General features: G+C 64.1%; 4 protein-coding genes. All 4 read right to left on the bottom strand.

The genetic code is table 11. The features are described from left to right. The coding region (locus tag OXC99_11805) for a nitrite/sulfite reductase (GenBank protein ID MCY4625668.1) at nucleotides 1-981 on the bottom strand (981 nt) is incomplete at its 3' end. 336 nt (nucleotides 982-1,317) lie between these two features. After that, nucleotides 1,318-2,520: a hypothetical protein gene (locus OXC99_11800; GenBank protein ID MCY4625667.1), complete on the bottom strand. Its 1,203-nt coding sequence runs from the start codon at nucleotides 2,518-2,520 to the stop codon at nucleotides 1,318-1,320. A gap of 362 nt (nucleotides 2,521-2,882) precedes the next feature. Continuing rightward, entirely contained in the window at nucleotides 2,883-3,806 is a 924-nt protein-coding gene (locus OXC99_11795) for a hypothetical protein (GenBank protein MCY4625666.1), read from the bottom strand. Between the two features lie 654 nt (nucleotides 3,807-4,460). After that, on the bottom strand, nucleotides 4,461-4,684 hold a 224-nt coding region (locus OXC99_11790; GenBank protein ID MCY4625665.1), incomplete at its 5' end, for a hypothetical protein.

Genomic DNA, 4,684 nt, shown 5'->3' with positions numbered 1-4,684 from the left:
AGGGGGCTCGTCGATCATCTCGGGCGGGAGCTCCATCCAGGGCGTGGGGTCGAAGTCGGCCTGCGCCCAGTCGCCCTTCATCTCCTCTTCGACCTCCTGGCGGAAGGCGTCGATGCCGATGCGGTCGACGTAGAACTTGATGCGTGCGCGCATGCGGTTCTTGCGGAGCTCGTCGGTGCGGTGGAAGACGCGGATGGCAGCCTCAGCAACCTTGAGGTACTCGGTGACGGGTGCGAATTCGCAGAGCGTCCACGCGAGGCGGGGCATAATGGAGGTGCCGCCGCCGATGCGTATCTCGAAGCCCTTCTCCGGCTCGCCGCCGTCCTCGCGTTCGCGGAGCCTCGGGAGGAAGGCGAGGTCGTGGATGTCGGCGACAACGTCGTCGTTGCCGCCGCTGGAGAAGGAGGTCTTCCACTTGCGTGGAAGCGCCTGGGTGTACTCGTGGCGGAGGAAGTAGCGAGCGTAGGCGGCGAGGTAGGGGGCGACGTAGAAGGGCTCCTCCAGCTTCACGCCGGAGAGGGGGTCGCCAGCGACGTTGCGGACGGTGTTGCCGCACGCCTCGCGGGTGATGAGGCCCGCGTCGCCGAGGATGCGCATGACGTGGGGGGTGTCGGCGAGCTTGACGAAGTGGACCTGGATGTTCTCGCGAGTGGTGATGTGGCCCTTCTTGAGCGGGGCGTGCCGCCTGACGACCTCGCCGAACGCCTCGATCTGCTCGGGCGTGAGTGCGCCGCCGGGGATCTTGATGCGCATCATCTGCACGTCCGGCTGTCGCTGGCCGTAGACGCCGCGCACGAGGCGGTACATGATGAACTGCTCCTCGGACGGCCACTCGCCGTTGAGGTATCGGGTCGCCTCGGTCTCGAAGTCGTCGACCTCCTCGGGGACGTAGGGGAGGACACTCTTCGAGTAGTCGTACTGAAGCTTCTCGTCGATGGTCTTGGTGCCGCGGATGATGGGACGGGGCGCGGTGCTGGTCATCTGGTTCTCCTTCGATTCTTCCTGCATAAGAAAGCGCCCTTCTCCGGGTTGCTGAGAAGGGCGCAGTTTTGACGGCGTGTGAGTACTGTCGGCCCTATGGTCGACGACAACAAGCGCACGTGGTGACGGCGATGTTCATACCACGAGGAATCATACCACACCCTGGCAAGAGGCCGCTACAGGGGTAGGGACTCAGTCCGACAACCAGTCACGCTTGGGCTGTGGCACACGCGCGAGCCAGGCCAGCGCCAGGCTCTCGTAGCCCGCTTCGCGGACAGGCTGAGGGAGTGGCTGCGCCAGGAAGACTTGGATTCCATCGAAAGCATCCATTGGCCCTCACCGCTTCGCGCCGTAGTAGTGGCGGTTGATGATCTCTTGTGTGATCGCAGCATGCTTCGGTAGATGCTCGACGAAGGCGGCGTGGTAGTAGCACAAGCCCTGCTCACCCAGTGGCGTCGCGACGCCGCACCTGGCGACCAACGCTTCGTCCTGTAGCCACGTGTACAACCTGCGGAACGCGTCGCGGAACGTCTCGTCTCCGAGGGTCTCGTAGAGCTCAATCAATAGCCCGTGGCCCAGGGTATAGTTGCATATCCAGGCACGGTCGATCTTCGTGCCGCCGTCGCCCAGCGCTTCCAAGTTTGCGGCATGGGGACATGATTCAGGCGCGGGCAGCGGTGTGCCCGTCGCCTTGCTGAAGTAGACCGCTGCCAGGAAGGTGGCGGCTCCCTCTCTTACCCAAGCTGGCAAGAACCACCAGTACCAGTGGGCGGCCTCGTGGACGATGTACTCAATATCGTTGTACCTGGATGGATGTATGGCGAACGCATCAATGCCTGCACCATCCGACGTGGCGGGGACATCGGCGACCAGTATGGAGGTCGTGGGGCGCGGCCACGGCACGCCCATGAACCCCTCGAGCATCCGTATGCTGTCTTCCAGTAGGTCCATGACCACGGTGGCCCTTGCGGACGTTGCTCCGTGAGCGGGCCAGACCACCGATAGTTCCACGTCATGGTCCAGGGTGATCGTCCTGGTCAGCAGGATGGTCTGCTCGGGATTGAGGAGTATCGGAAGGAGGTCGGGACGTGGACTTCCAGTCCCGGCGATGGCCGTCAGTCTGGCAATGACCGGGGTCTTTTCGTCTGTGATACCAGGCGCTACCCACGGGTGCGCCAGCACCTCTGCCAGATTCTCGCCCCGGCTAAGTGCCAGCAGGCCGTACAGGGCGTTCAGGTCCTGGACGTCCAGAGTCTGCAGGAACGGCATGTCCACGATCTCCAGGGCCGCAGCTGGATTCTCACGGCCGATCGAGTCTATCGTGGATATGACCGAAGTCTCCTGCCACGACGTATCCGTGTCCTGCATCCAGGGCAGCGCAAGCAGAGCCAGGAAGACCTCCGCGGACGAGTGCTCTGAGACGTTGGCGAGGTGGAGGACGGCTTCCTGCTGGGAGGGGTCCCGGGCGATTCCGTCAGCCACCCATGGCAGCGCCTCTATCATGGCGGCGACGCTGGAGTTTGTCCCTCTCAGTTCCACCAATTTGTCCGTGCCGTCCCTGTAGCTGACGTGGAAGATCCGAGGGTCTGGAGCGTACGGTGGCGCGAGGGTTGGAGTCGGAGTGGGCGCCGGAATGGGCGTGGACGTCGCTGTGGGGGATGGCGTTGGAGTGAGCGTGGGTGTCGGGGCAAACGTCAGGGTAGGTGTTGGCGTTAGCGTGGGCGCCGCAGTCAGAGTAGGCGCCGGTGAGGGCGTTGGTGTTGGAACCGGTGCGGGCGTGTTGGTAGGCGTCACCATGAGGGGAGGCGTCGCTGTGGGCGACGGTCCGGCGGTGCAGGCTGCCACAAAGAGCAAGGGCGTGAGCAGGGTTACCAGGCGCACGGGACCTCCCGGGTAGCGATTCAATCCAACAACCAGTCGCGTTTGGGCCGGAGCACGCGCACGAGCCAGGCCAGCGCGAGTGGGACAACGACGGACAGCCCCATCCACGTCCCGCTCGCCATCCCCCACAGCTGGAGTTCCGGGTGGCTAATGTCGCTGAATCCGTCATAGTAGCCCACGCCTGCGAAGAGGGCTATGCGGGATGCCACGCTCCTGAGGAACCATGCACCCATGACCGCTGCGATCATCAGCCACCGCGTGCGGATGCCGCTCGCGTCAAAGCGGACCATCATCCAGAGCATGACGACGTTGAGGCCCACCTGCAGCGCCAGGGACATCGCGGAGGTGATGATTGCGTACGAGGTGCGGAGATACGGCACGAACGGGTATACGGAGAAACTCGAATCGGCGAGGGATAGCGCCACGAGCAGGAACGCGTGGCCAGTGCTGATACGCGAGGCGCGCCGGGCGAACCAGAGGGTCAGGATGAGGTAGACAGGGGACGTAGCGGAATAGCTGATCTCCGTGCTCGTGCTGCCGGAAGCAGTCGTGGCCACGTCCAAGGGGATGACGAAGAGTACGGGGGCTATCGGGGTGTCCCTGCCTAGCACGAGATGGATGGCGTTCACTGTCTGCGCCAAGGCAGCTATGGCGATCTCCAGCATCCAGAGCAGTGTCAGCAGCTCGCGGCCCTGTCGCCGGACGGCACGCCAGGAGACGGCCATGAGCAGCAGGCGCACACTCCCGCTGGCCACAGAGGGACCGTAGAGGCATAGGGGCCCGGTACACCCCTGGAATTCAAGGACAGACGCGAATGCGAGATGGTAGGTGAGGCCCGTGATGACGGGTATGCCGAAGAGCAGCCACAGCTCCCAGCGGTACCTCACGACCGCATGCCGGCCGGGCAGGGCGGCGGCGAGCGCTCCAAGACTCAGCGTGGGCATGTGGCAATCTCCCAGGAATGTTCCGGGGGGAACTGCTGCTCATTTCTGCTCACCGCACTCCCTTCCACTCGTAGATCCGGCATCCGGAGTGACCAGTTGAACTGTTCATTCCTGCTCATTCGCTGTTCATTTCCGCTCAAACACTGTTCTTCTTCGCTCATTTCAGCGCGGGGCCAGGCCACCCCCTCCCCCGACCCGCCTACGCTCAGCGCGCGCTGAAGCGCGTTGCTTCTCCCGCCATCGCGAGAGGGGGAGCCGGACGTCGCGGGACAGGCGATCTGGAGGACCGACCTGTGAATCATGGTAGAGATGCGGGCGTCGTCGGCGCAATAGGGGAGTGTCGTCAATGTGAGGGGAGTCAACCTCGCTGCTCCGCGCGCGAGGTTTCTGGTCTCGCGGGCACGACGAGCAAGGGCACCCACAAAGGGGTGGATGGTTTGATGTAGGGGTGCCCCTTGTGGGTACCCCTGGCGTTACTCCATAGCCGACGTCCAGCCAAACGGGAGGTTCCCTAGGGGCACCCGTAAAGGGATGCCCCTACACCGAGCAGGGGGGGCCAAGTGGCCACCCCCAGAACACACGGGCTGCGATGTTGCGCGCTGAAGCGCGGGCCTTCGTAGGACGACGGATGCCGGCAGGAAGGACGAACGTCGCTTACGGGGCGACCATGTCGCCGGAGACCTTCTTCTTGTAGGAGTTCCAGACGCCGTCGCGTGGGGGGTTGCCGCCGATGCGGCGCATGAGTTCCTGGAAGTGCGGGTACTCTTCCTGGCGCGGGCGGTTCGACGATTCCATGACGAGCTCGTCCGAGAGGTAGGGATGGTCCGAGCCCTTGGCGACGAGGCCCCAGTAGTTCATGCGCGCCTGCTCTTCCAGCT

The organism is Chloroflexota bacterium, from assembly GCA_026713825.1.
Lineage (GTDB): Bacteria > Chloroflexota > Dehalococcoidia > Lucifugimonadales > UBA1127 > UBA1127.
The sequence above is the reverse complement of the archived record's forward strand: the minus strand, read 5'-3'. Positions and strand labels throughout refer to the sequence as shown.